Genomic DNA, 23,594 nt, shown 5'->3' with positions numbered 1-23,594 from the left:
TGCGCGGGCGTCAGGCCGAAGCCGGCGGGTACAGGCTCCGCGGCAGCTCCGAGGCGGCCGCCGCGTCGAGCAGCCACAGCGTCCGCGAGCGGCCGTAGGCCCCCGCCGCCGGGGCCTGGACCTCGCCCGCGCCCGACAGCGCGATCGCCGCGGCCTTCGCCTTGTCCTCACCGGCCGCGAGCAGCCAGACCTCCTTCGCCGCCCGGATCGCCGGAAGGGTCAGCGAGACCCGCAGCGGCGGCGGCTTGGGCGCGCCGTGCACACCGACCACCGTCCGCTCGGTCTCGCGGACCGCCGGCAGCTCGGGGAAGAGCGAGGCCACGTGGGTGTCCGGGCCGACGCCCAGCATCAGCACGTCGAAGGTCGGCACCCCGGCGTGGTCGCCGGGACCCGCCGCGGCGGCCAGTTCCGCCGCGTACGCGCCGGCCGCGGCGTCGACGTCACCGCCGTGCGGGCCGTCCGAGGCCGGCATGGCGTGGACCCGGGCCGGGTCGAGCGGCACCGCGTCGAGCAGTGCCTCCCGCGCCTGGGTCACGTTCCGCTCGGGGTCTCCCTCGGGCAGGAAGCGCTCGTCGCCCCACCACAGGTCGAGCCGCGACCAGTCGATCGCGTCCCGCGCGGGCGCCGAACCGAGCGCCGCGAGCAGGCCGTTGCCGTTGCGGCCGCCGGTGAGCACCACCGAGGCCGTGCCACGGGAGGCCTGGGCGTCCACGATCCGGGTGATCAGCCGGGCCGCGGCCGCCTGCGCCATCAGCTCCTTGTCACGGTGGACGACCAGCTGAGGGGTGCTCACTTGGCCGCCGCCTTCTTGGCCGGTGCCTTCTTCGCGGCGGGCTTCGCCGCCGGCTCCGCGGGGGCTGCCTCCGGGGCCGGGGCGGCCTCCGGCTCGGGCGCCGGGGCGGGAGCGGTGACGGCGGCCTGCTCGTCCAGCCGTTCGATGCCGAACTTGAGCGCCGTCGCGTAGGTGTCGTCCGGGTCGAGCCGGCGCAGCTCCTCGGCGATCAGCTCGGCCGTGTCGCGGCGCTTGAGCGCCACGGCGCGATCGGGCTGTCCCTCTATGGAGAGCGTCGCGAGCGAGCCGTCCGGCCGGTCGAGCACGATCGGGCCGGAGCTGGTCTCCATCCGTACGGAGGTGAGACCGGGGCCCGTCGACGTGGCGCGCCGCACCGGCACCTTCAGCCGGTCCGCCAGCCACATCGCGAGCAGTTCGACGCTCGGGTTGAACTCCTCGCCCTCCACCTCGGCGGAGGTGACCTCGCACACGACCTGGTCGAGCGCGGCGGCGAGCATGGAGCGCCACGGGGTGATCCGGGTCCACGAGAGGTCCGTGTCGCCCGGGGTGTAGGCGTCCGCGCGCGCGGTCAGCTCGTGGATGGGCTGCTCGGCGGCGTAGGTGTCGGTCACCCGGCGCTGGGCGAGGGCGCCCAGCGGGTCGTTCGCCGGGTCGGTCGGCGCGTTCACCGGCCACCAGACGACGACGGGGGCGTCCGGGAGGAGCAGCGGCAGTACCACCGACTGGGCGTGGTCGCCGACCTCGCCGTACAGCCGGAGCACCACCGTCTCGCCGGTGCTCGCGTCGGCGCCGAGGCGGACCTCGGCGTCGAGTCGTGCCTTGGAGCGGTCCCGCGGCGAGCGCGAGACCCGCTTGATGACGACGAGGGTCCGCGAGGGGTGCTCGCGGGATGCCTCGTTCGCCGCCTTCAGCGCGTCGTAGGCGTTCTCCTCGTCGGTGACGATGACGAGGGTGAGTACCATGCCGACGGCCGGCGTACCGATCGCCCGCCGCCCGAGCACCAGCGCCTTGTTGATCTTGGAGGACGTGGTGTCCGTCAGGTCGGTCTTCATGGCCGGCGCCAGCTCCGTCCGTCTCGTGCGAGCATCTCGTCCGCCTCGACCGGACCCCAGGTCCCGGACTGGTACTGCGCGGGCTTGCCGTGCTTGTCCCAGAACTGCTCGATCGGGTCGAGGATCTTCCAGGACAGCTCGACCTCCTCGACGCGCGGGAAGAGGTTCGAGTCGCCGAGCAGGACGTCGAGGATGAGCCGCTCGTACGCCTCGGGGCTGGACTCCGTGAAGGACTCGCCGTACGCGAAGTCCATCGACACGTCCCGGATCTCCATCTGGGTGCCGGGCACCTTGGAGCCGAACCGCACCGTCACGCCCTCGTCCGGCTGGACCCGGATGACGATGGCGTTGCGGCCGAGCTCCTCGGTCGCGGTGTGGTCGAAGGGGGAGTGCGGGGCGCGCTGGAAGACGACCGCGATCTCGGTGACGCGGCGGCCGAGCCGCTTGCCCGTCCGCAGGTAGAAGGGGACGCCCGCCCAGCGGCGGTTGTCGATCTCCAGCTTCACGGCCGCGTAGGTGTCGGTCTTCGACTGGGGGTCGATACCGTCTTCCTCGAGGTAGCCGACGGCCTTGGCGCCGCCCTGCCACCCGGCCGCGTACTGGCCGCGGACCGTGGTCCTGCCCAGGTCCGTGGGGAGCTTCACGGCGCCGAGGACCTTGGTCTTCTCGGCGGCGAGCGCGTCGGCGTCGAAGGAGGCGGGCTCCTCCATCGCGGTCAGCGCGAGCAGCTGCAGCAGGTGGTTCTGGATGACGTCACGGGCGGCGCCGATGCCGTCGTAGTAGCCGGCGCGGCCGCCGATGCCGATGTCCTCGGCCATGGTGATCTGCACGTGGTCGACGTACGACCGGTTCCAGATCGGCTCGAAGAGGGTGTTGGCGAAGCGGAGCGCCAGGATGTTCTGGACGGTCTCCTTGCCGAGGTAGTGGTCGATCCGGAAGACCTCGTGCGGCGGGAAGACCTCGTGGACGACCTCGTTGAGCTCCTTGGCGGAGACCAGGTCGTGCCCGAAGGGCTTCTCGATGACCGCGCGGCGCCAGGAGCCGTTCTTCTGGTCGGCGAGCCCGTGCTTCTTGAGCTGCTGGACGACCTTGGGGAAGAACTTCGGCGGGACCGACAGGTAGAAGGCGAAGTTGCCGCCGGTGCCCTGCGCCTTGTCCAGCTCCTCGATGGTGGACTTCAGCTGCTCGAAGGCCTCGTCGTCGTCGAAGTCGCCCTGGACGAAACGCATCCCCTGGATCAGCTGCTGCCACACCTCCTCGCGGAACGGGGTGCGGGCGTGCTGCTCGACGGCGTCGTGGACCTCCTGCGCGAAGTCCTCGTCCTGCCACTCGCGGCGCGCGAAGCCGATGAGCGAGAAGCCCGGCGGCAGCAGGCCGCGGTTGGCCAGGTCGTAGACGGCAGGCATCAGCTTCTTCCGGGACAAATCGCCCGTGACGCCGAAAATCACCAGGCCCGACGGCCCCGCGATACGCGGGAGCCGTCGGTCTGCGGCGTCACGGAGCGGGTTGGCTCCGTGGACTGCGCTCACAGTTGCTTACGCCTCCGAAGGTGCGAGGCGCTTCAGCTCTGCCTCGGTGGACTTGAGCAGGTCGTTCCAGGACGCCTCGAACTTCTGGACGCCCTCGTCCTCCAGGAGCTGGACGACCTCGTCGTAGCCGATGCCCAGCTTCTCGACGGCCGCCAGCTCGGCGCGCGACTGCTCGTACGTGCCGCGCACGGTGTCACCCGTGACCTCGCCGTGGTCGGCGGTGGCCTCCAGGGTGGCCTCCGGCATGGTGTTGACCGTGCCGGGGGCGACCAGGTCCACCACGTACAGGGTGTCCTTGTACGCCGGGTCCTTGACGCCGGTCGAGGCCCACAGCGGACGCTGCTTGTTGGCCTGCGCCTTGTCGAGGGCGGCCCAGCGCTCCGAGGAGAAGACCTCCTCGTACGCCTCGTACGCCAGACGCGCGTTGGCCAGGGCGGCCTTGCCCTTGAGGGCCTTGGCCTCGTCGGTGCCGATGCCGTCCAGGCGCTTGTCGATCTCGGAGTCCACGCGGGACACGAAGAAGGACGCCACCGAGTGGATCTTGGAGAGGTCGAGGCCGCGCTCGCGGGCCTTCTCCAGACCCGCCAGGTAGGCGTCCATGACCGCGCGGTAGCGCTCGAGCGAGAAGATCAGCGTCACGTTGACGCTGATGCCGAGGCCGATGACCTCGGTGATCGCCGGCAGACCCGCCTGGGTGGCCGGGATCTTGATGAGCGTGTTGGGGCGGTCCACGAGCCAAGCCAGCTGCTTGGCCTCCGCGATGGTGGCGGTGGTCTCGTGGGCGAGACGGGGGTCGACCTCGATGGAGACCCGGCCGTCCTGGCCGTCGGTCGCGTCGAAGACCGGCCGCAGGATGTCGGCGGCGTCACGGACGTCCGCCGTCGTGATCATGCGGATGGCCTCGTCGACGGTCACCTTGCGGGCGGCGAGGTCGGCCAGCTGCTGGTCGTAGCCGTGCCCCTCGGAGATCGCCTTCTGGAAGATCGACGGGTTCGTGGTCACGCCGACCACGTGGCTCTGGTCGAGGAGCTCGGCCAGGTTGCCGGACGTGATCCGCTGGCGCGAGAGGTCGTCCAGCCAGATCGCGACGCCTTCGTCGGAGAGGCGCTTGAGAGCGTCTGTCATGAGAGTTGCATCTCCAATAAGTCGTACGTATGGGCGTCAGCGCGCGGCGGCGTCGATCGATTCCCGCGCGGCGGCGACGATGGCCTCCGGCGTGAACCCGAACTCGCGGAACAGGACCTTCGCGTCCGCCGAGGCACCGAAGTGCTCGAGCGAGACGATCCGGCCGGCGTCCCCGACGTACCGGTGCCAGGTGAGACCGATGCCGGCCTCGACCGCGACCCGGGCCCGGACCGACGGCGGCAGGACGGAGTCCTTGTACGCCTGGTCCTGCTCCTCGAACCACTCCACGGACGGCATCGAGACCACCCGGGTCGGGACGCCGGCGGCCTGGAGCTGCTCACGGGCCTCGACGGCCAGGTGCACCTCGGAGCCGGTCGCGATCAGCACGACCTCCGGCTCGCCGTTCTCGGCGTCGAAGAGCACGTAGCCGCCCTTGACGGTGTCCTCGTTCGGCGCGTACGTCGGCACGCCCTGGCGGGTGAGCGCCAGACCGTGCGGGGCGCCCTTGCCGAAGACCTTGGTGTGGCGCTGCATGATCTCGCGCCAGGCGATGGCCGTCTCGTTGGCGTCGGCGGGACGGACCACGTTCAGACCGGGGATCGCGCGCAGCGACGCGAGGTGCTCCACCGGCTGGTGCGTCGGGCCGTCCTCGCCCAGACCGATCGAGTCGTGCGTCCAGACGTACGTCACGGGCAGGTGCATCAGCGCGGACAGGCGCACGGCGTTGCGCATGTAGTCGGAGAACACCAGGAAGGTGCCGCCGTAGACGCGCGTGTTGCCGTGCAGCGCGATGCCGTTCATCTCCGCGGCCATGGAGTGCTCGCGGATGCCGAAGTGGATCGTGCGGCCGTACTTGTCGGCCTCCGGCAGCGGGTTGCCCTCGGGCAGGAACGACGAGTCCTTGTCGATCGTCGTGTTGTTGGAGCCGGCGAGGTCGGCCGAGCCGCCCCACAGCTCCGGGATGACCGCACCGAGCGCCTTGAGGACCTGGCCCGAGGCGGCACGGGTGGCGACACCCTTGCCCGGCTCGAAGACCGGGAGCTTCTCGGCCCAGCCGGCCGGCAGCTCGTTGGCCTGGATGCGGTCGAACTCGGCGGCACGCTCCGGGTTGGCCGTACGCCACTCGGCGAGCGACTTCTCCCACGCGCCGCGGGCCTCGCGGCCGCGGTCGCCGAGCGAACGGGTGTGCGCGATGACCTCGTCGGAGACCTCGAAGGTCTGCTCCGGGTCGAAGCCGAGGACGCGCTTGGTGGCCGCGATCTCCTCGTCGCCGAGCGCCGAGCCGTGCGCGGCCTCGGTGTTCTGCGCGTTCGGCGCGGGCCAGGCGATGATCGAGCGCATCGCGATGAACGACGGACGCTCGGTCTCGGCCTCGGCGGCCCTGATCGCCGCGTACAGCGCGGCCGGGTCCAGGTCGCCGTTGGCCTGCGGCTCGACGCGCTGGACGTGCCAGCCGTACGCCTCGTACCGCTTCATCGTGTCCTCGGACACGGCCGTCTCGGTGTCGCCCTCGATCGAGATGTGGTTGTCGTCCCACAGCAGGATCAGGTTGCCGAGCTTCTGGTGGCCCGCGAGGGAGGAGGCCTCGGCGGAGATGCCCTCCTGGAGGCAGCCGTCACCGGCGATCACGTAGACGTGGTGGTCGAACGGGGAGGCGCCGGTGGCGGCCTCCGGGTCGAACAGGCCGCGCTCGTAGCGGGCGGCCATCGCCATGCCCACGGCGTTGGCGACACCCTGGCCCAGCGGGCCGGTGGTCGTCTCGACGGCGGCGGTGTGACCGTACTCCGGGTGCCCGGGGGTCTTCGAACCCCAGGTGCGGAAGGACTTCAGGTCGTCCAGCTCGAGACCGAAGCCACCCAGGTACAGCTGGGTGTAGAGGGTCAGGGACGAGTGGCCGGCGGAGAGGACGAACCGGTCGCGTCCGACCCACTCGGGGTCGGCCGGGTCGTGCCGCATCACCTTCTGGAAGAGGGTGTACGCGGCGGGCGCCAGGCTCATCGCCGTACCAGGATGGCCGTTGCCGACCTTCTGTACGGCGTCCGCGGCCAGGATGCGGGCGGTGTCGACGGCCCGCTGGTCCAACTCGGTCCACTCGAGGTCTGTGGTGGTCGGCTTAGTGCTCACCCTGGGTCAGGGCTCCTCTCCACATGTCTGAAGCCGGTGACTGAGGGTGTACCGGCGGTGTCGAGCCTACCCCCGCCGGAACCTCCCTCTTTTCGTGTGCATGCCCCTCAGATGAGCGGATACGGCAAGACTGCCGCCGCCCGTGTGAGTTCGCCTCCCGGAGCGTGTCCACGCCTTGGGACACACCCCCTCAACACGACCCCACCCCCGCGAAGATCGGTGTCTGGGCAACGTCTACAGTGGCGTGGTACGCGCAAGCTTCACCCCGCCTTCATCCGGGGAGCTTGCTGGGAATTTCTCTGTCAGGGGTGTGCGTGACGGCCGTCGAGTCCCGACCCGCAGGGGTCGTCTTGACTCCCAGCCCGGGGGGCCATCGGCCGTTCGGGGCCCGCGTCAAGGCATACGTGGCGCTGACCAAGCCGCGGATCATCGAACTGCTGCTCATCACGACCGTCCCGGTGATGTTCCTCGCCGAGCAGGGTGTGCCCGACCTGTGGCTGGTGCTCGCCACCTGCTTCGGCGGCTACCTCTCAGCGGGCGGCGCAAACGCCCTGAACATGTACATCGACCGCGACATCGACGCGCTGATGGACCGCACGTCCCAGCGTCCGCTGGTCACCGGCGTCCTGACGCCGCGCGAGGGCCTGGTCTTCGGCCTCACCCTCGCCGTGGTCTCCACGCTCTGGTTCGGCCTGCTCGTCAACTGGCTCTCCGCCGCGCTCTCGCTCGGCGCGCTCCTCTTCTACGTCGTGATCTACACGATGATCCTGAAGCGGCGCACCGCGCAGAACATCGTCTGGGGCGGGATCGCCGGCTGCCTGCCGGTGCTCATCGGCTGGTCCGCCGTCACGAACTCGATGTCCTGGGCCGCGGTCATCCTCTTCCTCGTCATCTTCTTCTGGACGCCGCCGCACTACTGGCCGCTGTCGATGAAGGTGAAGGACGACTACGCGCGCGCGGGCGTGCCCATGCTCCCCGTCCTCGCCTCGAACAAGGTCGTCGCCAAGCAGATCGTCCTCTACAGCTGGGTGATGGTCGCGGTCTCGCTGCTGCTCACCCCGCTGGGATACACGGGCTGGTTCTACCTGGCCGTGGCCCTGCTCACCGGCGGCTGGTGGCTCTGGGAGGCGCACGCGCTCCTCAACCGCGCCAAGGCCGGCGCGACGGGCGCGAAGCTCAAGGAGATGCGCCTCTTCCACTGGTCCATCACCTATGTCTCGCTGCTCTTCGTGGCGGTCGCGGTGGACCCCTTCCTCCGCTGACGCCACCGGTGCGTCCTCCGCTCATCTGATCTGCTCGGCCGGCGGCCGGGTCACGTGGGATAGGCCACGTGACCCGGCCGTCGTCAGTCGATCTACGCGTCGGTAGCATCGATGGCATGGCAGAAACGAAGCAGGAAGAGCGCAAGGCGGCCAAGCTCGCCAAGGAGATCCAGGCCTTCTCCAAGGAGCACGGCGGCTCCGAGGGACACCTCGCGCACATCGGCCAGGCGGGCACCCGGATCGTCCTCGTCGGCACCGACGGCGGCTGGGGCGACCTCGTCGCGCCGACGTACGCGATCGCGCGGCAGGCCGCCGAGAAGGCCGGCCTGACCCTCCACGAGGAGTTCGACGGCGAGATCGCCGCCAAGGTCGTCACCGGACCGTACGAGTGGAGCCGGATGGCCGGCATCCAGATCGGCGGCCCCTCCAACGGCTGAGGCAACAACCTCGCGCGGGGCTCACCCGTTAGGACGTGTGGAGACGCGACACGTCCACACAGGGAGCCCCCCGAGATGATCGACACGCCGAGCCTGGTGGACCAGTACTGCCACGGGGTGCTCCGTACGGAGCTCGGCCTCGGCACCTTCGAGGCCCGCCTCGGCGCCCAGCTCGGCGGAAGCACCACGCTGCCCGCCGCGGGCACCACCTTCTTCGACACCCAGACCGGCTTCGCCGTGCGCCGCTGGTGCCCGCCGCTCCTCGGCCTCGAACCCCACTGCCCGCCGGCCCGCTACCTCGCCCGCCGCCGTGAGCTCGGCGCCGCCGAGGCGGGCCGCCGCCTCCTGCGCTCCTCCGGGATCTCCACGTACCTGGTGGACACCGGGCTCCCCGAGGACCTGACCGGGCCGGCCGAGATCGCCGTCACCGGCGCGGCCGAGGCCCACGAGATCGTCCGGCTCGAACGCCTCGCCGAACAGGTCGCCGACACCTCGGGCACGGTCGAGGGCTTCCTCGCCAACCTCGCCGAGGCCGTCCACGGGGCCGCCGTCCACGCCGTGGCCTTCGCCTCCGTCGCCGGGGTGCGCCAAGGGCTCGCGTACGCGCCCGAACCGCCGGGGCCCGGGGAGGTGCGGGGGGCGACGGGACGCTGGCTCGCCCGGCGCCCGGCAGGCGGCCGGCTCACCGACCCCGTCCTGCTGCGCCATCTGCTCTGGATCGCGGTCACCGCCGGACGCCCCCTCCAGCTGCACACCGGGGACCGGGACCCGGCCCCGGTCGCCGCCTTCGCCGCCGCCACCGCGGGCCTCGGCGCCGACCTGGTGCTGCTGCACTCCTACCCGTACCACCGCGCCGCCGCCCGGCTGACCGGCGCGCACGCGCACGTGTACGCGGACCTGGGCCCCGTCCTCGCGCACACGGGGGCGCGGGCGGCGGCCGTCCTCGCCGAGGTCCTGGAGCGGGCGCCGTTCGGCAAGCTGCTGTTCTCCAGCGGCGCCCACGGCCTGCCCGAACTGCACGTGGTGGCCGCCAGCGTCTTCCGCGCCGCCGTCACGCGGGTGCTCGGCGAGTGGGTCATGGACGGCGCCTGGTCCCGTACGGACGCCCAGCGGGTCGCCGCGATGATCGCCGGGGACAACGCGCGCCGGGTCTACCGGCTCGCGGGGAGCCGGTAGACCCGGGAGGTGTGGGGGCGCGGGAGCGGGAGCCGGAGGTCCGCCGCGTCAGGCCCTCGCCGGCACCGGCTCGGACGGCGCCGGGATGTCGGCGGTCGGCAGGGGCCGCTCGCGCAGGCTCAGGGCGAGCCGCAGCACCGCGATCCACATCAGCGAGGAGCCGAGCATATGGGCGGCGACCAGGAGCTCCGGGACCCCGGTGAAGTACTGGACGTAGCCGATGCCGCCCTGCGCGAGCAGCACGACCAGCAGGTCACGGGCGCGGGCCCGGGTGTCGAGCGGGGCGTCGACCACGCGCAGGACCAGCCACATCGCGAGCGCCAGGGCGCAGACGACCCAGGCGGCGATGGCGTGGACGTGCGCGGCGTTCGTCCAGTCCCAGGGCATGCGCGGGACGTCACTGCTGTCGCCGGCGTGCTTGCCGGAGCCGGTCACAGCCGTGCCGAGCGCGATCAGGAGGGCGGAGACGATCATGATCGCCCAGGACAGCTTCCGCACCGGGCGGGGTACGCGGGGGCGGGGGGCGGTGTCGCCCTCGCCGGTCCGCTGCCAGGTGATGACGGCGACCGTGAGCAGGGCGTTCGCGGCGAGGAAGTGGCCGGCCACCGTCCACGGGTTGAGGCCCATCCACACCGTGATGCCGCCGAGGACGGCGTTGCTCATCACGATCCAGAACTGGAGCCAGCCGAGCCGGGTGAGGCCGCGCCGCCGGGGCTTGGTCGAGCGGGCCGCGACGATGGCCCAGCCGACGGCCGCCGACAGCACGTACGTGAGCATCCGGTTGCCGAACTCGATGGCGCCGTGGAGGCCCTGCTCGGGTGTGGCGAAGAGGCTGTCGTCGGTGCACTTGGGCCAGGTGTCGCAGCCGAGACCGGAACCGGTCAGCCGGACCGCGCCACCCGTGACGATGATGAGGACGCTCATCACGACGGCGGAGAGCGCGGCGCGCCGGAGCGTCCCGGGGGACGGGGTCCAGCGCCTGGCGATGAAGGCGAGGGGGTTCAGCACGGGCCCCATCGTAGGCGGGGGCTTGTGCACGCTTTCACGAGGGGGTGGGTTGTCGTGAAACATCACCCTCTGAACCGCTTCGGCTACTCCCAGCGGAAGAACTTCGCCGCGGCTCCGAGCCCGAGGACCGCCCAGACGGCCAGGGTGAGCGCGTCGCCCCAGGGCATCGCCGCGCCGTCCTGGAGGACGGAGCGCAGGCCGTCGGAGAGGGCCGAGACCGGCAGCAGCTCCAGGACCGAGCGGGCCGCGTCCGGGAACTTCTCCAGCGGGACGATGACCCCGCCGCCCACCAGGAGCAGGAGGAAGACCAGGTTGGCGGCGGCCAGGGTGGCCTCCGCCCGCAGCGTGCCCGCCATCAGCAGGCCCAGGCCGGAGAAGGCGGCCGTGCCGAGGACCAGCAGCACCAGGACGGACAGCGGGTCGCCGTGCGGGTTCCAGCCGAGCGCCAGCGCGATCGCCGTCAGGAGCGCGACCTGGAGCACCTCGGTGACCAGGACGGCGAGCGTCTTGGCCGTCATCAGGGCCCAGCGGGGGAGCGGTGAGGCGCCGAGGCGCTTCAGCACCCCGTACCGCCGCTCGAAACCGGTGGCGATGGCCTGGCCGGTGAAGGCGGTCGACAGGACGGCGAGCGCGAGCACGCCCGGGGCGAGGAAGTCGACGGCCTGGTCCGCGCCCGTGTCGATGATGTCGACCGTGGAGAAGAGGACCAGGAGCAGCGACGGGATGATCACCGTGAGCAGGAGCTGCTCGCCGTTGCGCAGCAGCATCCGGGTCTCCAGGGCCGCCTGCGCCGCGATCATGCGGCCGACGGGGGCGGCGCCGGGCCGGGGGGAGAAGGTGCCTGCACTCACGACCGGAGCTCCTTGCCCGTCAGTTCCAGGAAGACGTCTTCGAGGGTGTGGCGCTCGACGGAGAGGCCGTCGGGCATGACGCCGTGCCGGGCGCACCAGGTGGTGACGGTGGCGAGCAGCTGCGGGTCGACGGCGCCGGTGATCCGGTACGTGCCGGGGAGCGGCTCCGCCGCGGCCGTGCCGTCCGGCAGGGCCTTGAGCAGGGAGCCCAGGTCGAGTCCGGGGCGTCCGGTGAAGCGCAGGGTGTTCTCGGCCCCGCCCCGGCACAGCTCCTCGGGGCTGCCCTGGGCGGCGACCCGGCCGGCGTCGACGATGGCGACGTCGTCCGCGAGCTCCTCGGCCTCCTGCATGAAGTGCGTGGTGAGGACCACGGTCACCCCGTCGGCGCGCAGCTCTCGCACCAGCTCCCAGGTGGCGCGGCGGGCCTGCGGGTCGAGACCGGCGGTCGGCTCGTCGAGGAAGACGAGCTCGGGGCGGCCGACGACGGCCATGGCGAGCGCGAGGCGCTGCTGCTGGCCGCCGGAGAGGCGCCGGTAGGTCGTACGGCCGCAGGAGCCGAGGCCGAGCCGCTCGATCAGGGCGTCCACGTCCAGGGGGTGGGCGTGCAGCTTCGCCATGTGGCGGAGCATCTCGTCGGCCCGCGCGCCGGAGTAGACGCCGCCGGACTGGAGCATGACGCCGATCCGGGGGCGGAGGGCCGCCGCGTCGGCGATCGGGTCGAGGCCGAGGACGCGGACGGTGCCGGCGTCGGGTCTGCGGTAGCCCTCGCAGGTCTCGACGGTGGTGGTCTTGCCCGCCCCGTTGGGTCCGAGGACGGCGGTGACGGTGCCCGCGCGCACGTCGAGGTCGAGGCCGTCGACGGCGGTTCTGCTTCCGTACCGCTTGACCAGGCCGCGGACCTGGACGACGGACTCACTCGTGGTGGACTTGCCGCGCATGTCCGGAAGTCTAGAGAGGGCTCGGGGGACCCCCGGGCGCGGGGCGGGCGCGGGGCCCCTGAGGTGGGCTCATTCGTCCTACGAATGATCGTTTCCGCAGGTCAGGTAAGCCTTACCTGAGTGACGCACGGCACCGCCCACGCCGTGGACGCCGCTTGTCAGTCCGAGATTAATTACGCAACAATGGCGTTGTGAAAAACGTTGGCGCGGCTCCTGTGGAGGAACTCGCGACCCGTGAGCGTTCCACACGCAACCGGGTCGCGCGGTCGATCCTGGACCACGGGCCGTCGACCGTCGCCGATCTGGCCGGGCGGCTCCGCCTCACCCAGGCGGCCGTCCGCCGCCACCTCGACTCGCTGGTCGCCGACAATGTCGTCGAAGCCCGGGAGAAGCGGGTCTACGGGACCCGGGCCCGCGGTCGCCCCGCGAAGGTCTTCGCGCTCACCGACTGCGGCCGGGACGCCTTCGACCAGTCGTACGACTCCCTCGCCGTCGAGGCGCTCCGCTGGATCGAGCGGAACGCCGGCGGGGAGGCGGCCGTCGCGGCCTTCGCCCGCGACCGGATCGAGGCCCAGGGCGACGCCTACCGCGAAGCCGTGGAGGCGGCCGAGCCCGCGCAGCGGACCGAGGCGCTCGCCAAGGCCCTGACGGCGGACGGGTACGCTGCCACTGCGCGGAACGCGCCGGTCGGCGAGCAGCTCTGCCAGCACCACTGCCCGGTCGCCCACGTCGCCGAGCAGTACCCACAGCTGTGCGAGGCGGAGACGGAGTTCTTCTCCCGCCTCCTGGGAACACACGTCCAGCGCCTGGCCACCATCGCGCATGGTGACGGCGTCTGCACCACGTTCATCCCGCACAGCGCCCCACAGGCCACCCCATCAGCATCCGCCAGTACCGCCGGGAGGAACCCCGCATGACCACCGAGATCAGCCACCCCGAGCTTGAGGGCCTGGGTCGGTACGAGTACGGCTGGGCCGACTCCGACACGGCCGGTGCCACCGCCAAGCGTGGCCTCAACGAGGACGTCGTCCGCGACATCTCCTCGAAGAAGAACGAGCCCGAGTGGATGCTGAAGCTGCGTCTCAAGGGTCTGCGGCTCTTCGGCAAGAAGCCCATGCCGACCTGGGGCTCCGACCTCTCCGGCATCGACTTCGACAACATCAAGTACTTCGTGCGGTCCACCGAGAAGCAGGCCGAGTCCTGGGAGGACCTGCCGGAGGACATCAAGAACACGTACGACAAGCTCGGCATCCCCGAGGCCGAGAAGCAGCGCCTCGTCGCCGGTGTCGCCGCCCAGTACGAGTCCGAGGTCGTCTACCACCAGATCCGCGAGGACCTGGAGGAGCAGGGCGTCATCTTCGTCGACACCGACACCGCGCTGAAGGAGCACGAGGAGCTCTTCCGCGAGTACTTCGGCACCGTCATCCCGGTCGGCGACAACAAGTTCGCCTCCCTGAACACGGCCGTGTGGTCCGGCGGCTCGTTCATCTACGTGCCGAAGGGCGTGCACGTCGAGATCCCGCTCCAGGCCTACTTCCGTATCAACACGGAGAACATGGGCCAGTTCGAGCGGACGCTGATCATCGTCGACGAGGACGCCTACGTCCACTACGTCGAGGGCTGCACCGCCCCGATCTACTCCTCGGACTCGCTGCACAGCGCCGTCGTCGAGATCATCGTCAAGAAGGGCGGCCGCTGCCGCTACACGACCATCCAGAACTGGTCGAACAACGTCTACAACCTGGTGACCAAGCGCGCCGTCGCCTACGAGGGCGCCACCATGGAGTGGGTCGACGGCAACATCGGCTCCAAGGTCACCATGAAGTACCCGGCCGTCTACCTGATGGGCGAGCACGCCAAGGGCGAGACCCTGTCCATCGCCTTCGCGGGCGAGGGCCAGCACCAGGACGCCGGCGCCAAGATGGTCCACATGGCCCCGAACACCTCCTCCAACATCGTCTCCAAGTCGGTGGCGCGAGGCGGCGGCCGCACCTCCTACCGCGGTCTCATCGAGATCGGCGAGGGTGCCCCGGGCGCCAAGTCCAACGTGCTCTGCGACGCGCTGCTCGTCGACACGATCTCCCGCTCCGACACGTACCCCTACGTGGACGTGCGCGAGGACGACGTCTCCATGGGCCACGAGGCCACCGTCTCCAAGGTCTCCGAGGACCAGCTCTTCTACCTGATGAGCCGCGGCCTCACCGAGTTCGAGGCCATGGCGATGATCGTCCGCGGCTTCGTCGAGCCCATCGCCAAGGAACTCCCGATGGAGTACGCCCTGGAGCTCAACCGGCTGATCGAGCTGCAGATGGAGGGTGCGGTCGGCTGATCGCCGCCCCGCCGTCCGTACCCCCCTGGTCTTTGCGTAGTTACGTAGGAAGAGAGCAACACGACAGCCATGGCTGAGGCTCAGAACATCCCGGCGGGTTCCACCACCGCCGGCTCGATCGCGGTGGCCGCCGAGTCCACCGTCGCCACGCGCATGAGCGCGCCCCCGTCCTTCGACGTCGCGGACTTCCCCGTCCCGCACGGCCGCGAGGAGGAGTGGCGGTTCACGCCGCTCGAGCGCCTGCGCGGCCTCCACGACGGCACCGCCGTCGCCTCCGGCGAGGGCGTCAAGGTCGAGATCGAAGCCCCCGAGGGCGTCACCGTGGAGACCGTCGGCCGCGACGACGAGCGCCTCGGCAAGGCCGGCACGCCCGTCGACCGCGTCGCCGCCCAGGCGTACTCCTCCTTCGAGAAGGCCTCGGTCGTCACCGTCGCCAAGGAGACCGTCCTCACCGAGCCGATCCGCATCGCGGTGCACGGCCAGGGCGGGGTCGCCTTCGGCCACCAGGTGATCGAGCTCGGCGCCTTCGCCGAGGCCGTCGTGGTCATCGACCACACCGGTGACGCGGTGCTCGCCGCCAACGTCGACTACGTCCTCGGTGACGGCGCCAAGCTGACCGTCGTCTCCGTCCAGGACTGGGACGAGAAGGCCGTCCACGTCGCCCAGCACAACGCCCTGGTCGGCCGCGACGCCTCCTTCAAGTCGGTCGTCGTCACCTTCGGCGGCGACGTCGTCCGCATCCACCCGCGCGTGGCGTACGCGGCCCCCGGCGGCGAGGCCGAGCTCTTCGGCCTCTACTTCACCGACGCCGGCCAGCACCAGGAGCACCGCCTCCTGGTCGACCACAACACCCCGCACTGCAAGTCCAACGTGGCGTACAAGGGCGCGCTGCAGGGCCAGGGCGCGCACGCCGTCTGGATCGGTGACGTGCTCATCCAGGCCGCGGCCGAGGGCACCGACACGTACGAGCTCAACCGGAACCTGGTCCTCACGGACGGCGCCCGGGTCGACTCCGTGCCGAACCTGGAGATCGAGACCGGCGAGATCGCCGGCGCCGGTCACGCCTCGGCCACCGGTCGCTTCGACGACGAGCAGCTCTTCTACCTGATGTCCCGCGGTATCCCGCAGATCGAGGCCCGTCGCCTCGTCGTCCGCGGCTTCTTCGCCGAGCTGGTCCAGCAGATCGGTCTGCCGGACGTCCAGGAGCGCCTTCTCGCCAAGATCGAGGCCGAGCTGGAGGCCTCCGTCTGATGGCCTTCGTCCGAGTCTGCGCACTGAGCGAGCTGGAGGCCGACACCCCGAAGCGGGTCGAGGTCGACGGCACGCCGGTGTCGGTCGTCCACACCGAGGGCGAGGTGTACGCGATCAACGACATCTGCTCGCACGCGAACGTCTCCCTCTCGGAGGGCGAGGTCGAGGACTGCGCCATCGAGTGCTGGCTGCACGGGTCCAGCTTCGACCTCCGCACCGGCAAGCCCTCCGGCCTTCCCGCGACGCGCCCCGTCCCCGTATACCCCGTAAAGATCGAAGGGGACGATGTGCTCGTCTCCGTCACCCAGGAGTCCTGAGTCACCCATGGCAACGCTTGAAATCCACGACCTGCACGTCTCCGTCGAGGCCGAGAACGGCCCCCGGGAGATCCTCAAGGGTGTCGACCTGACCATCAAGCAGGGCGAGACCCACGCCGTCATGGGCCCCAACGGCTCCGGCAAGTCGACCCTGGCGTACTCGCTCGCCGGCCACCCGAAGTACACGGTCACCGGCGGCACCGTCACCCTCGACGGCGAGGACGTCCTGGAGATGTCGGTCGACGAGCGCGCCCGCGCCGGCGTCTTCCTGGCCATGCAGTACCCGGTCGAGGTCCCCGGTGTCTCGGTCTCCAACTTCCTGCGCACCTCCGCCACCGCCGTCCGCGGCGAGGCCCCCAAGCTGCGCACCTGGGTGAAGGAGGTCAAGTCCGCGATGGAGCAGCTCCAGATGGACCCGGCCTTCGCCGAGCGCAACGTCAACGAGGGCTTCTCCGGCGGTGAGAAGAAGCGCCACGAGATCCTCCAGCTGGAGCTCCTCAAGCCGAAGATCGCGATCCTCGACGAGACCGACTCCGGCCTCGACGTCGACGCCCTGCGCGTCGTCTCCGAGGGCGTCAACCGCGTCCGCGAGACCGGCGAGGTCGGCACGCTGCTGATCACCCACTACACGCGCATCCTGCGCTACATCAAGCCCGACTTCGTGCACGTCTTCGCGAACGGCCGCATCGCCGAGTCCGGCGGCGCCGAGCTCGCCGACGTGCTGGAGAACGAGGGCTACGACAAGTACGTGAAGGGTGGCGCATCCGCGTGACTTCTGCCCATCAGGGGCTCTCCGGCCTCCTCGACACCGAGGCGATCCGCAAGGACTTCCCGCTCCTGGATCGCGTGGTCCACGACGGCAAGAAGATCGTGTACCTCGACTCCGCGGCGACCTCGCAGAAGCCGCGGCAGGTCCTCGACGCGCTCAACACGTACTACGAGCGTCACAACGCCAACGTCCACCGCGGCGTCTACACGGTCGCCGAGGAGGCGACGGCGCTGTACGAAGGCGCCCGTGACAAGGTCGCGGCCTTCATCAACGCCCCGAGCCGCGACGAGGTGATCTTCACCAAGAACGCCTCGGAGTCGCTCAACCTGGTGGCCAACATGCTGGGCTGGGCCGACGAGCCCTACCGCGTGGACCACGAGACCGAGATCGCCATCACGGAGATGGAGCACCACTCCAACATCGTGCCGTGGCAGCTGCTCTCGCAGCGCACGGGCGCGAAGCTGAAGTGGTTCGGCCTCACCGACGACGGCCGTCTCGACCTCTCGAACATCGAAGAGGTCATCACCGAGAAGACCAAGATCGTCTCGTTCACGCTGGTCTCGAACCTGCTGGGCACGGTCAACCCGGTCGAGACGATCATCCGCCGCGCCCAGGAGGTCGGTGCGCTCGTCTGCATCGACGCCTCGCAGGCGGCCCCGCACATGGTCCTGGACGTGCAGGCGCTCCAGGCCGACTTCGTGGCCTTCACCGGCCACAAGATGTGCGGCCCGACCGGCATCGGCGTGCTGTGGGGACGGCAGGAGCTCCTGGAGGACCTGCCGCCCTTCCTCGGCGGCGGCGAGATGATCGAGACCGTCTCGATGCACTCCTCGACGTACGCGCCGGCCCCGCACAAGTTCGAGGCGGGTACGCCCCCGATCGCCCAGGCCGTCGGCCTCGGCGCGGCCGTGGACTACCTGTCGGCGATCGGCATGGAGAACATCGCGCGCCACGAGCACGCGATCACCGAGTACGCCGTCCGACGCCTCCAGGAGGTCCCGGACCTGCGGATCATCGGCCCCACCACGGCCGAGGACCGCGGCGCCGCGATCTCCTTCACGCTCGGCGACATCCACCCGCACGACGTGGGCCAGGTCCTCGACGAAGAGGGCATCGCGGTCCGGGTCGGTCACCACTGCGCGCGGCCGGTCTGCCTGCGGTACGGAATTCCCGCGACGACGCGAGCGTCGTTCTATCTGTACTCCACCCCGGCCGAGGTCGACGCCCTGGTCGCTGGTCTGGAGCACGTACGGAACTTCTTCGGGTAGGGGATTCTCGTGAAGCTGGATTCGATGTACCAGGACGTCATCCTGGACCACTACAAGCACCCCCACGGGCGCGGTCTTCGGGACGGCGACGCCGAGGTGCACCACGTCAACCCGACGTGCGGCGACGAGATCACGCTCCGCGTGAAGTACGACGGCTCGCGGATCGAGGACGTGTCGTACGAGGGCCAGGGCTGTTCCATCAGCCAGGCCTCGGCCTCCGTCCTCAACGAGCTGCTCGTCGGCAAGGAGCTGGCCGAGGCGCAGAAGATCCAGGGCACCTTCCTGGAGCTGATGCAGTCCAAGGGCCAGATCGAGCCCGACGACGCGATGGAGGAGATCCTGGAGGACGCGGTCGCGTTCGCCGGAGTCTCCAAGTACCCGGCCCGTGTGAAGTGCGCGCTGCTCAGCTGGATGGCGTGGAAGGACGCGACCGCCCAGGCGCTGGGAGACTCCGACAAGTCTGTGAGGAAGTCGGCATGACCGAGAACGCCGAGGCCACGATGAAGCCGGCCTCCGAGGAAGAAGTCCGCGAGGCGCTGTACGACGTCGTCGACCCCGAGCTGGGCATCGACGTGGTCAACCTGGGCCTGATCTACGGCATCCACATCGACGACTCGAACGTCGCGACGCTGGACATGACCCTGACGTCGGCGGCCTGTCCGCTGACCGATGTGATCGAGGACCAGGCGAAGTCCGCGACGGACGGCATCGTCAACGAGCTCAAGATCAACTGGGTCTGGATGCCCCCGTGGGGTCCGGACAAGATCACGGACGACGGCCGCGAGCAGCTCCGCGCGCTCGGCTTCAACGTCTGATCCACGACGACGTGGGAACGGCCGTGCCCCTGGGGGCACGGCCGTTTCGCGTACGCGATCGGTGAGCGTGCGCGTGTCCTCCGGCGCCCTCAGAGGAGGCCGGAGGCCCGGGCGAGCTCCGGAGCCAGGTTCTCCTTGCGGATGCGCAGGTCGACGTAGAGCAGGGCCGCCACCAGCGGGGGGAAGACCGAGACGACCAGCTGGCTGACGAGCTGTCCGACGAGCAGGAACGCGAAGAGCACCGCGAAGGCGGCGATCACGGCCGCCCCGTCGTCGGCGGTGAAGTCGAGGGCTGCTATCGGCGCCGACATCAGCAGGGAGAGGATCTGCTGGATCACCCAGCCGGCGATGGTGGTCATCAGTCCGATCAGCAGGAGGACGCCGAAGGAGCGCCACCAGAAGCCGCGGATCAGGGCCGAGGAGCGGCGCATCGAGGCGATCACGCCCTGACCCTCCATCACCGCCGCCGCCGGGGCCAGGCTGAACTTCACCCAGAGCCAGAGCACGAGGGGGGTGAGGGGCAGAGCGGCGAGCCCCGCGCCGACGAAGGCCGTGAGCACCAGGGACACCGGGCCGCCGCCGAGGTTGGCCAGCAGGGCGATGAACGTCGCCGCGAACACCGCGGCCATGAGCAGCATCGGCAGGCTCGACAGGATCACCGCGCCGAGGACGGCCGGCATCCGGGCCCAGGCGCGGCGCCAGAGGGTGCCGAAGGTGATCCGGCGGCCGAGGACGGCCTCCTGGATCACGGCCGGGCAGGCCGCGGCCATCACGGCGTTGGCGCAGAGGATCGCGATCAGGCCGCCGATCCAGACGAGGACGAAGGCGACGATCAGCGGCTGGGCGTCGTCCCAGCGCGGCTCCTGGCCGGGCGGCAGGTCGAACACGGCGGGGAGGAGGTCGCCGACGGCGGCGTACGCGATGCCGATCGACGCTCCCACGAACAGGAGCGCCGTGCCGTAGACGGCGGCGGTGACACCGAGCAGTTGCTTCCAGTGCCGGCCGAGGGCGCTGAAGGCGCCGCCGAGGATGGAGCCGAGGGTGAGCGGCGCCAGGGGTATGACCCCGGGTCTCGGAGGCGGTGGCGGATAGCCGTAGCCGTAGGGCGGCGGGCCAGGGGGGTACGTCATGCGGGACACCGTATCGGTAGCTGTTGTGTACGGTCGTACACAGTGCTGTGTACGCTTGTACGCATGGGATACGGACTGCTGGCGGGCGCCATCGCGGCGGAGATTCTCGCCACCACCTCGATGAAGTACAGCGAGGGCTTCACCAAGCTCTGGCCCTCGATCGTCACGGGCGTCGGCTACCTGGTCGCCTTCGCGCTCCTCGCGCAGGCGCTCAAGACGCTCCAGGTCGGCACCGCGTACGCCATCTGGTCCGGGGTCGGCACCGCCGCCGTCGCCACCATCGGCATCCTCTTCCTCGGCGAGACCCTCAGCCTCGCCAAGGTCGCCGGGATCGTCCTCATCGTCGCCGGGGTCGCCGTCCTCAACCTCGGCGGCGCGCACTGATGGGCCGCCCGCGCCGCCACGACCCCGAACGGCGGGAGCGGATCGTCGACGCGGCCCTCCGGGTGGTCGGCCGGTCCGGGATCGCCGGGCTGAGCCACCGCACGGTGGCCGCCGAGGCGGACGTGCCGCTCGGCTCGACCACGTACCACTTCGCCTCCCTCGACGAACTCCTCGTCGCCGCGCTCCGCAAGACCGACGAGGGCCTCGGGCGGATGCTCCGCGAGAGCCCCGCCCTCGCCGCGCGCGACGCCGACCTCGGGGCCGCGCTCGCCCGGCTCCTGGGGGAGTGGATGGGCGGCGAACGCGCCCGCGTGGAGCTGGAGTACGAGCTCTACCTCGCCGCCCTGCGCCGCCCCGCGCTCCGCCCGGTCGCCGCCGAATGGACCGAGTCCGTCGTCGCCGCGCTGTCCCACCGCACCGACCCCGCCACCGCCCGCGCCCTGGTCGCCCTCATGGACGGCCTCTGCCTCCAGGTCCTGCTCACCGGCGGCTCGTACGACGAGGAGCACGCGCGCGTGATGCTGACGCGGGTGCTGGTGCCGGGGGACGGCACGCCTCTGTAGGCGCACGGGTGCGCCGTGCGGTCCCCTCTGCCGGGTTCCTTCGGCTCATCCGTGGAGAGAGGCGGGGACGGCACCGAGGTGCTGGGCCAGCTGGGCGGGATGCGTCAGCTGGGGGTGGTGGCCGGCCCCGGCGACCTCGGTCACAGGATGATCGACGGCCACGACCAGGGGGTCCGTCGAGCCCACGACGATCCGGACCGGGACACCCACCCGGTCGAGGAGCGCCCGTGACCGCCGGCGCTCGGCGACGTCCGTGCGCAGCGCCGCGGCCACCCGGCGGGCCACCCCCCGCCGGCCCAGGTCGGCCGCCGCGCTCTCCACCTCCGGCCCTTCGGGAACACCCAGGGTCCGGGCCAGTCGGGCGGCGGACATGTGACGCAGCAGCGGCGCGGCCAGGGCCGAGCGGGCGAGCCGCGCCGGAGGTGCCTGCAGGAACGCCGGGGAGACGAGGACGAGCCCGCTGACGCGCTCCGGGTGGTCGACGGCGAAGCGGAGCGCGGGTCCGCATGCCGCCGAGTGCGCGACCAGGACGGGACGGGTCGACACCGGGCTCAACAGGTCGGCCAGCCACGCGTCCACCGACCGGTCCGTCGGTCCCGAACGACCGAGACCCGGCAGGTCGGGGGCGAGGACGGGGCCGGGAAGGTGGGCGGCGAGGGGCGCCCAGAGGTCGGCGTTCATCGGCAGGCCGTGCAGCAGGACATGGGCGGGACGGTGCCGCTCCCCGGTCACCCAGGTGCGACTGCCCGCCACGGCGTGGAAGCCGTACGGGCGAAGCCAGGGCGAGGCCGCGCCGAACCGTGCGGCCACCAGGTCGTCGGCCCACTCGCGTAGGGCGTCGACGGCCGGGGGCATCTCCAGACCGACGCTCGCGGCGAAGGCACGGGCCGGGGCCGTCGGGTAGCGGTCGCTCGACAGGAAGGAGAGCGTCTCCGGATCGGCGCCGGTCAGCGTGCGCGGCAGGCGCCGCAACAGGCCGACGGGGACGGTCCGGCGCGGTGCGCGTACACCGGTGTGCTCGGCGATCGTGCGCATCACGGCGGGCAGCAGGGGGGTGCTGTCGTCGAGCACCCAGTAGTGCTCACCCGCGGGCGCCGCGGGGACCTCCGCCAGGAACCGGGCGAAGTAGTCGATCGTCGCGATCGGCAGGAACGTGTCGGGGCCGCCGGGCAGCGCGGGGAGCCGCCCGCGCCACAGGTCCTCGACGAGGGAGGCGAGGCCCACGTACTGGCCCGGCCCGATCACGGTGCTGGGATTGGCGATCGTCAACGGGACCCCCAGCTCACGGGCCCGGGTGCGCACCGCGAGATCGGCCTCGCTCTTGGACGCCTCGTAGGCGCCGAGGGCGGCGTAGTCGGCCGTGCTCACGCCGGACCGGCCGCCCGTCGTGCTGACCCGGTAGCCGCTGATGTGCACCAGACGCCGCAGGTTGGGCAGCGTGGCGGCCCATTCGAGCACGTGGAGCGCCCCGGTGACATTGGTCGCCCGCGCTTCCTGGGCGCCGAGGCCGAAGGCGTAGCGGGCGGCGGCGTTGTACACGTCCCGCGCCTCGGGCAGCCCCGACAGAGGCCGGGTGATGTCGGCGGTGACGACCACGAGGCGGGTGGTGTCCACGTCCTGGGAGGCCAGCCACGGGGTCAGGGTGTCCGTGCGCACGGCCGCCGCCACCTGTCGGCCGCGTGTGAGCAGCTCGGCGACGAGGGAGCGGCCGATGAATCCGGTCGCGCCGAAGACGATCGCGTCCATGAGACTCCTAGAATAGATCGGTCTACATATTTTCTGGATCGGAAGAAGGCCCGCCGTCGACCGGCGGGCCGGAGTCAGCCCAGCAGGGTGTGGATCTGGCGGGCGACGCGCTCCAGTGGGTCCCTGCTGCGATGTGCGCGGGCCAGCAGAAGTGCCCCTTCCACCAAGGCCAGGACCGTGACGGCGAGGTCGTCGGCGTCCGGGCGGCCCGCCAGGCGGGCGCGCAGTGCCGCTTCCCAGGACGTGTAGACCTCCGAGCACACCTTCTGCAGTGGCTCGTTGGCGGCGGCCGTCTCCAGTGCCACGGTGGCCACGGGGCATCCCTTGCGCCAGTCCGACTCGGCGAGCCGGTCGCCCAGCCGGCGCAGCACCCCCTCGGCGAACTCGGCCGCGGAGAGGTCGGTGCCGGCGGGATCCGCCAGGGCGTCGCCGATGGCCTGCCCCGCCCGCCGGACGGACTCGCCGACCAACTGGTCCTTGCCGCCGGGGAAGTGGAAGTAGAGCGAGCCGCGGGGGGCACCGCTGACCGCGATGACCTGGTTGAGCCCCGTGCCGAAGTAGCCCGCCGTCTCCACCAGCTCCTGTGTCGCGTCCAGCAGTCGGTCCCGCGTCTCGGCGCCCTTCTGTCCCATGAGGTCAAGGTAGACCGATCTATATATTCTTTCAACCCTTCCCGGGAGTCGGTGGGAACGTCCGACCCCGCCGCGGTCGCCTTCGGGCGTTCCGC

The 23,594-nt window shown here is 71.1% G+C and carries 24 protein-coding genes; 13 read left to right on the top strand and 11 right to left on the bottom strand.

Going from position 1 to position 23,594, the window contains the following annotated elements; translation table 11 throughout:
* Positions 1-10: 10 nt before the first annotated feature.
* Genes pgl through tkt form a run of 5 tightly spaced genes read right to left on the bottom strand, consistent with a single transcriptional unit; the run spans position 11 to position 6,623 of the window.
* On the bottom strand, positions 11-793 hold the full coding sequence (pgl, locus tag AMK29_RS00650; protein ID WP_073806620.1) for a 6-phosphogluconolactonase: 783 nt from the start codon (positions 791-793) through the stop codon (positions 11-13).
* The gene (gene opcA, locus AMK29_RS00645; protein WP_073806619.1) at positions 790-1,845 is read right to left on the bottom strand and encodes a glucose-6-phosphate dehydrogenase assembly protein OpcA; all 1,056 of its coding nucleotides are present in this window, start codon (positions 1,843-1,845) and stop codon (positions 790-792) included. Before opcA ends, pgl begins: the two co-directional genes overlap by 4 nt.
* Positions 1,842-3,374, bottom strand: a complete 1,533-nt coding sequence (zwf, locus tag AMK29_RS00640) for a glucose-6-phosphate dehydrogenase (RefSeq protein ID WP_073806618.1) — start codon at positions 3,372-3,374, stop codon at positions 1,842-1,844. Before zwf ends, opcA begins: the two co-directional genes overlap by 4 nt.
* Positions 3,375-3,380: 6 nt before the next feature.
* Positions 3,381-4,499, bottom strand: coding sequence for a transaldolase (tal, locus tag AMK29_RS00635; protein ID WP_073806617.1), 1,119 nt, complete (start codon positions 4,497-4,499; stop codon positions 3,381-3,383).
* A 36-nt stretch (positions 4,500-4,535) separates the two neighbouring features.
* Positions 4,536-6,623: a transketolase gene (gene tkt, locus AMK29_RS00630; protein ID WP_073806616.1), complete on the bottom strand. Its 2,088-nt coding sequence runs from the start codon at positions 6,621-6,623 to the stop codon at positions 4,536-4,538.
* 314 nt (positions 6,624-6,937) lie between these two features.
* On the opposite strand from tkt, the gene AMK29_RS00625 reads away from it, so the two are divergent.
* From AMK29_RS00625 to AMK29_RS00615, 3 genes are all read left to right on the top strand, one after another.
* On the top strand, positions 6,938-7,885 hold the full coding sequence (locus tag AMK29_RS00625; protein ID WP_073806615.1) for a heme o synthase: 948 nt from the start codon (positions 6,938-6,940) through the stop codon (positions 7,883-7,885).
* A gap of 116 nt (positions 7,886-8,001) precedes the next feature.
* Positions 8,002-8,322 carry a hypothetical protein gene (locus AMK29_RS00620; protein WP_073806614.1) on the top strand — a complete coding sequence of 107 codons (321 nt, stop codon included), beginning with the start codon at positions 8,002-8,004 and terminating at the stop codon, positions 8,320-8,322.
* A gap of 75 nt (positions 8,323-8,397) precedes the next feature.
* Complete coding sequence (locus AMK29_RS00615; RefSeq protein ID WP_073806613.1) at positions 8,398-9,498, top strand: amidohydrolase family protein; 1,101 nt, start codon at positions 8,398-8,400, stop codon at positions 9,496-9,498.
* Positions 9,499-9,546: 48 nt separating this feature from the next.
* Here the strand turns inward: AMK29_RS00615 and AMK29_RS00610 are convergent, their stop codons facing one another.
* The 3 genes from AMK29_RS00610 to AMK29_RS00600 form a co-directional block, all read right to left on the bottom strand.
* A complete protein-coding gene (locus AMK29_RS00610) occupies positions 9,547-10,515 on the bottom strand; it encodes a COX15/CtaA family protein (RefSeq protein ID WP_198942159.1) in 969 nt (322 codons plus the stop codon).
* 74 nt (positions 10,516-10,589) lie between these two features.
* Positions 10,590-11,357, bottom strand: coding sequence for an ABC transporter permease (locus AMK29_RS00605; protein WP_073806611.1), 768 nt, complete (start codon positions 11,355-11,357; stop codon positions 10,590-10,592).
* The gene (locus tag AMK29_RS00600) at positions 11,354-12,295 is read right to left on the bottom strand and encodes an ABC transporter ATP-binding protein (protein WP_073806610.1); all 942 of its coding nucleotides are present in this window, start codon (positions 12,293-12,295) and stop codon (positions 11,354-11,356) included. Before AMK29_RS00600 ends, AMK29_RS00605 begins: the two co-directional genes overlap by 4 nt.
* A 191-nt stretch (positions 12,296-12,486) precedes the next feature.
* Between AMK29_RS00600 and AMK29_RS00595 the strand changes: the two genes are divergently transcribed.
* The 8 genes from AMK29_RS00595 to AMK29_RS00560 all read left to right on the top strand — a co-directional run bounded on the left by AMK29_RS00595 (position 12,487) and on the right by AMK29_RS00560 (position 19,044).
* A complete protein-coding gene (locus tag AMK29_RS00595; RefSeq protein ID WP_073806609.1) occupies positions 12,487-13,212 on the top strand; it encodes a helix-turn-helix transcriptional regulator in 726 nt (241 codons plus the stop codon).
* Positions 13,209-14,624 carry a Fe-S cluster assembly protein SufB gene (gene sufB, locus AMK29_RS00590; RefSeq protein ID WP_056561066.1) on the top strand — a complete coding sequence of 472 codons (1,416 nt, stop codon included), beginning with the start codon at positions 13,209-13,211 and terminating at the stop codon, positions 14,622-14,624. The genes AMK29_RS00595 and sufB overlap by 4 nt, the downstream gene beginning before the upstream one ends.
* A gap of 69 nt (positions 14,625-14,693) precedes the next feature.
* Positions 14,694-15,875 (top strand): Fe-S cluster assembly protein SufD, encoded by a 1,182-nt coding sequence (gene sufD / locus AMK29_RS00585; protein WP_073806608.1) that lies wholly within the window; start codon positions 14,694-14,696, stop codon positions 15,873-15,875.
* Positions 15,875-16,192, top strand: coding sequence for a bifunctional 3-phenylpropionate/cinnamic acid dioxygenase ferredoxin subunit (locus tag AMK29_RS00580; protein ID WP_030692512.1), 318 nt, complete (start codon positions 15,875-15,877; stop codon positions 16,190-16,192). Before sufD ends, AMK29_RS00580 begins: the two co-directional genes overlap by 1 nt.
* 7 nt (positions 16,193-16,199) lie before the next feature.
* The gene (gene sufC / locus AMK29_RS00575) at positions 16,200-16,964 is read left to right on the top strand and encodes a Fe-S cluster assembly ATPase SufC (RefSeq protein WP_073806607.1); all 765 of its coding nucleotides are present in this window, start codon (positions 16,200-16,202) and stop codon (positions 16,962-16,964) included.
* On the top strand, positions 16,961-18,229 hold the full coding sequence (locus tag AMK29_RS00570) for a cysteine desulfurase (protein ID WP_030322528.1): 1,269 nt from the start codon (positions 16,961-16,963) through the stop codon (positions 18,227-18,229). Before sufC ends, AMK29_RS00570 begins: the two co-directional genes overlap by 4 nt.
* Positions 18,230-18,238: 9 nt before the next feature.
* The gene (sufU, locus tag AMK29_RS00565; protein WP_073806606.1) at positions 18,239-18,709 is read left to right on the top strand and encodes a Fe-S cluster assembly sulfur transfer protein SufU; all 471 of its coding nucleotides are present in this window, start codon (positions 18,239-18,241) and stop codon (positions 18,707-18,709) included.
* Positions 18,706-19,044: a metal-sulfur cluster assembly factor gene (locus AMK29_RS00560; protein ID WP_017238620.1), complete on the top strand. Its 339-nt coding sequence runs from the start codon at positions 18,706-18,708 to the stop codon at positions 19,042-19,044. Before sufU ends, AMK29_RS00560 begins: the two co-directional genes overlap by 4 nt.
* 89 nt (positions 19,045-19,133) lie before the next feature.
* On the opposite strand, the gene AMK29_RS00555 is transcribed toward AMK29_RS00560, so the two are convergent.
* Complete coding sequence (locus AMK29_RS00555; protein WP_073806605.1) at positions 19,134-20,174, bottom strand: oxidoreductase; 1,041 nt, start codon at positions 20,172-20,174, stop codon at positions 19,134-19,136.
* Between the two features lie 63 nt (positions 20,175-20,237).
* On the opposite strand from AMK29_RS00555, the gene AMK29_RS00550 reads away from it, so the two are divergent.
* The gene (locus AMK29_RS00550) at positions 20,238-20,558 is read left to right on the top strand and encodes a DMT family transporter (RefSeq protein ID WP_073806604.1); all 321 of its coding nucleotides are present in this window, start codon (positions 20,238-20,240) and stop codon (positions 20,556-20,558) included.
* Positions 20,558-21,121: a TetR/AcrR family transcriptional regulator gene (locus AMK29_RS00545; protein ID WP_073806603.1), complete on the top strand. Its 564-nt coding sequence runs from the start codon at positions 20,558-20,560 to the stop codon at positions 21,119-21,121. The genes AMK29_RS00550 and AMK29_RS00545 overlap by 1 nt, the downstream gene beginning before the upstream one ends.
* A 45-nt stretch (positions 21,122-21,166) precedes the next feature.
* On the opposite strand, the gene AMK29_RS00540 is transcribed toward AMK29_RS00545, so the two are convergent.
* The gene (locus AMK29_RS00540) at positions 21,167-22,867 is read right to left on the bottom strand and encodes an alpha/beta fold hydrolase (protein ID WP_073806602.1); all 1,701 of its coding nucleotides are present in this window, start codon (positions 22,865-22,867) and stop codon (positions 21,167-21,169) included.
* Positions 22,868-22,941: 74 nt separating this feature from the next.
* Positions 22,942-23,499 (bottom strand): TetR/AcrR family transcriptional regulator, encoded by a 558-nt coding sequence (locus AMK29_RS00535; RefSeq protein ID WP_073806601.1) that lies wholly within the window; start codon positions 23,497-23,499, stop codon positions 22,942-22,944.
* Positions 23,500-23,594: the final 95 nt, after the last annotated feature.

This window comes from Streptomyces sp. CB02261, assembly GCF_001905665.1.
GTDB lineage: Bacteria > Actinomycetota > Actinomycetes > Streptomycetales > Streptomycetaceae > Streptomyces.
Note: the sequence above shows the minus strand (reverse complement) of the source record. Positions and strands in the feature narration are given on the sequence as shown.

Coding starts and splice junctions, on each gene's coding strand:
- AMK29_RS00545 (WP_073806603.1), top strand. CDS start 20,558: ATGGGCCGCCCGCGCCGCCACGACCCCGAACGGCGGGAGCGGATCGTC.
- AMK29_RS00555 (WP_073806605.1), bottom strand. CDS start 20,174: ATGACGTACCCCCCTGGCCCGCCGCCCTACGGCTACGGCTATCCGCCA.
- AMK29_RS00535 (WP_073806601.1), bottom strand. CDS start 23,499: ATGGGACAGAAGGGCGCCGAGACGCGGGACCGACTGCTGGACGCGACA.
- AMK29_RS00540 (WP_073806602.1), bottom strand. CDS start 22,867: ATGGACGCGATCGTCTTCGGCGCGACCGGATTCATCGGCCGCTCCCTC.
- sufB (WP_056561066.1), top strand. CDS start 13,209: ATGACCACCGAGATCAGCCACCCCGAGCTTGAGGGCCTGGGTCGGTAC.
- AMK29_RS00580 (WP_030692512.1), top strand. CDS start 15,875: ATGGCCTTCGTCCGAGTCTGCGCACTGAGCGAGCTGGAGGCCGACACC.
- AMK29_RS00600 (WP_073806610.1), bottom strand. CDS start 12,295: ATGCGCGGCAAGTCCACCACGAGTGAGTCCGTCGTCCAGGTCCGCGGC.
- AMK29_RS00610 (WP_198942159.1), bottom strand. CDS start 10,515: ATGGGGCCCGTGCTGAACCCCCTCGCCTTCATCGCCAGGCGCTGGACC.
- AMK29_RS00620 (WP_073806614.1), top strand. CDS start 8,002: ATGGCAGAAACGAAGCAGGAAGAGCGCAAGGCGGCCAAGCTCGCCAAG.
- AMK29_RS00550 (WP_073806604.1), top strand. CDS start 20,238: ATGGGATACGGACTGCTGGCGGGCGCCATCGCGGCGGAGATTCTCGCC.
- AMK29_RS00560 (WP_017238620.1), top strand. CDS start 18,706: ATGACCGAGAACGCCGAGGCCACGATGAAGCCGGCCTCCGAGGAAGAA.
- tal (WP_073806617.1), bottom strand. CDS start 4,499: ATGACAGACGCTCTCAAGCGCCTCTCCGACGAAGGCGTCGCGATCTGG.
- opcA (WP_073806619.1), bottom strand. CDS start 1,845: ATGAAGACCGACCTGACGGACACCACGTCCTCCAAGATCAACAAGGCG.
- AMK29_RS00615 (WP_073806613.1), top strand. CDS start 8,398: ATGATCGACACGCCGAGCCTGGTGGACCAGTACTGCCACGGGGTGCTC.
- sufD (WP_073806608.1), top strand. CDS start 14,694: ATGGCTGAGGCTCAGAACATCCCGGCGGGTTCCACCACCGCCGGCTCG.
- sufC (WP_073806607.1), top strand. CDS start 16,200: ATGGCAACGCTTGAAATCCACGACCTGCACGTCTCCGTCGAGGCCGAG.